Genomic DNA, 3,093 nt, shown 5'->3' on the forward strand with positions numbered 1-3,093 from the left:
ATCGGTCGTGGCCGACTGGCGCTACCGGATCACCTGGACACCGGTCACCGAACCAGGATCGGTCACACTCTCCGGCACCTGGCTCGTGGTTGGCGGAAACCCAGCCGAGCGCGCACGGGTCGAACAGGCGCTGACCGAACATGGCGCCCAGGTCATCGGCGTCGCGGGTGGCGGCGATCGGGAAACGCTCGCCACCCTGTCCACCGGTGTCGAGGACCTCGCTGGTGTGGTGTCCCTGCTGGCTCTCGACGACACCGCCGACCCGGACTTCCCGGTCATCCCGCGCGGTGTCGCCGCGACCCTGCGGTTGGTGCAGGCCTTCGCCGACACGGAGGTCACCGCACCGCTGTGGGTACTGACCCGCGGCGCGGTAGCCACGGCACAAGGGGATGTACCGGCAAGCCCGGAACAGGCAGAAACCTGGGGTCTGGGTCGGGTGGTCGGTTTGGAGCACCCCGACCGCTGGGGCGGTCTGGTTGACCTGCCTGAGGCCTGGGACGACCGTATCGCCGTCCGATTGTGTGCGGTCCTCGCCGGGAACGAGGAGGATCAGGTTGCGCTGCGGCAGGCGGGAATCCTGGCCCGTCGCTTGGTCCGCGCGCCTCAGCCGCACACCACCGCTCCGTGGACGCCGCGCGGCACCGTCCTCGTCACCGGTGGAACCGGCGCCGTCGGTGGACACGTCGGTCGCTGGCTGGCGGGACGCACCGCCGACCGGGTCGTGCTGACCAGCCGCTCCGGTGCCGGCGCCGACGGGGTCCCGGTACTGGCCGCCGACTTGGCCCACCGCGGCACCACCGTCGAGATGATCGCCTGCGACACCGCCGAGCGTGCCCAGGTCGCCGGACTGCTGGACCGCGTTGCCGCGACCGGCCCCGCACTGTCCACAGTGCTGCATGCGGCCGGCGTCGGCCGGGGTGGCTCGGTGGCCGATATCACCGTTGCCGATCTGGCCGAGGTGACCCAGGCCAAGGCCTCCGGTGCCCGCTGGCTCGATGAACTGACCGGCGACCTCGACCTGGACGCCTTCGTACTGTTCTCCTCTGGTGCCGCGACCTGGGGTAGCGGACTGCAGGCCGGTTACGCCGCGGGTAATGCCTACCTCGACGCGCTCGCCGATAACCGCCGCGCCCGCGGTCTGGCCGCCACCTCGGTCGCCTGGGGTCTGTGGGGCGGCGGCGGACTCGGCGCCGGGGATATCGGCGAGCAGTTGCGCCGCTATGGCCTGCGGGTGATGGATCCCCAGCTGGCGGTGCGCGCCCTCGGTCAGGTGCTCGACGGTGGCGAGGACGCGGTCACGATCGCCGATATCGACTGGGACACGTTCGCCCCGATGTTCACCCTGCGCCGTCCGAGCCCGATGTTCGCGGCGCTACCCGAAGCGAACCGGTCGGGCACCGGGATCGACGGCGACACTGAGCCCGATCTGGCTTTGCGGCTTGCCGGGCTGCCCAGTGCGGAGCAGGAACGGGTGCTCACCGACCTGGTCCGGGCCGAGGCAGCCGCCGTTCTCGGACACGCCAACGCCGATGCCCTGGAACCGGGACGGGCCTTCCGGGAACTCGGGTTCGACTCACTCACCGCCGTAGACCTGCGCAATCGGCTCGTCACCGCTACCGGGTGCGCGCTGCCGACCACGCTGGTCTTCGACTACCCGAACTCGGCCGTGCTTGCCACGCACCTGCGGGCCGCAATTTTCGGCGAGGCCGGAGAAAACAGCGAGCCGGTGTTCGGCGATCTGGATCGGCTGGAAGCAGCCCTCGCCGCTGTCCCCGAAGACAGCGAGCGGCGTCCGGCGATCACCGTTCGGCTGCGCACCGTGCTGTCCAAATGGCTGGGCGGCGACCGCGACCGTACGGCGCCGGAGGAGACGGTGACCGGGCGGCTTGAGTCCGCAGGGGCCGAAGAGGTCCTGGACTTCATCAACAACGAACTCGGGATGTCGTGATGTGCAGCGAGACGACCAGGGAAGTACCGGAGTCGAGGAGGATCACTCATGGCGGATGATCAGCGACTGCTTGGCACCCTGAAGAAACTGGCCGCCGAGCTGTACCAGAGCCGGGAACGTGTGAAGCAGCTCGAGTCCGGTGAACACGAACCGATCGCCATCGTCGGCATGGGATGCCGTTATCCCGGTGGGGTGCACGGCCCGGACCAGCTCTGGGATCTGGTCGACACGGCAACCGATGCGATCTCGGCATTCCCCACCGACCGCGGCTGGGACATCACCGGCGATGAGTCCGGGTATGCCCGCCAGGGTGGTTTCGTTCGGGATGCGGCCGGGTTCGACGCCGGGTTCTTCGGGATTTCCCCGCGTGAGGCGCTGGCAATGGATCCACAGCAGCGACTTTTGCTGGAAACCGCGTGGGAAGCGGTGGAACGGGCCGGGATCGCCCCCGCCTCGCTGCGCGGAACGTCGACCGGGGTGTTCGTCGGTGCGTCATCCTCGGGTTATGAGTCCACGCTGATCGGTAACGACACCGGTGGCCAGGGATACCTGTTGACCGGCAACGCCATCAGCGTCATTTCCGGCCGAGTCTCCTATACCCTTGGCCTGGAAGGGCCGGCAGTGACGGTGGACACCGCCTGCTCGTCATCGTTGGTGGCGCTGCATCAGGCGGTGCGGGCACTGCGTTCCGGGGAGTGCACGCTGGCGCTGGCCGGTGGGGTCGCGGTGTTGTCGACACCGGGTTCGTTCATCGAATTCTCCCGCCAGCAAGGCATGGCGGACGACGGCCGCTGCAAGGCGTTCGCCGCGTCCGCCGACGGTATCGGCTGGGGCGAGGGCGCGGGCATAATCGTGCTGGAGCGACTGTCGGACGCCGAGCGTCACGGACATCGGATCCTTGCGGTGGTGCGAGGAAGTGCGACGAATCAGGATGGCGCCTCGAACGGGTTATCCGCGCCGAACGGTCCGTCGCAGCAGCGGGTCATTCGTGCGGCGCTGGCTGACGCTCGACTGTCCACTGTGGACATAGATGCGGTTGAGGCGCACGGTACGGGTACGTCGTTGGGTGATCCGATCGAGGCGCAGGCGTTGTTGGCGACGTATGGTCAGGATCGGGATCGTCCGTTGTGGTTGGGTTCGTTGAA

The 3,093-nt window shown here is 68.6% G+C and carries 2 protein-coding genes; both read left to right on the forward strand.

All coding sequences use genetic code 11. The annotated features are described in order from the left end of the window. Positions 1-1,948: type I polyketide synthase (locus A37U_RS47595; RefSeq protein ID WP_040590025.1), on the forward strand; the 1,948-nt coding region annotated here is incomplete at its 5' end. 48 nt (positions 1,949-1,996) lie between these two features. Then, on the forward strand, positions 1,997-3,093 hold a 1,097-nt coding region (locus A37U_RS47600), incomplete at its 3' end, for a beta-ketoacyl synthase N-terminal-like domain-containing protein (RefSeq protein WP_020502086.1).

The organism is Sciscionella marina DSM 45152 (genome assembly GCF_000379465.1).
In the GTDB taxonomy this organism is placed as follows: Bacteria; Actinomycetota; Actinomycetes; order Mycobacteriales; family Pseudonocardiaceae; genus Sciscionella; species Sciscionella marina.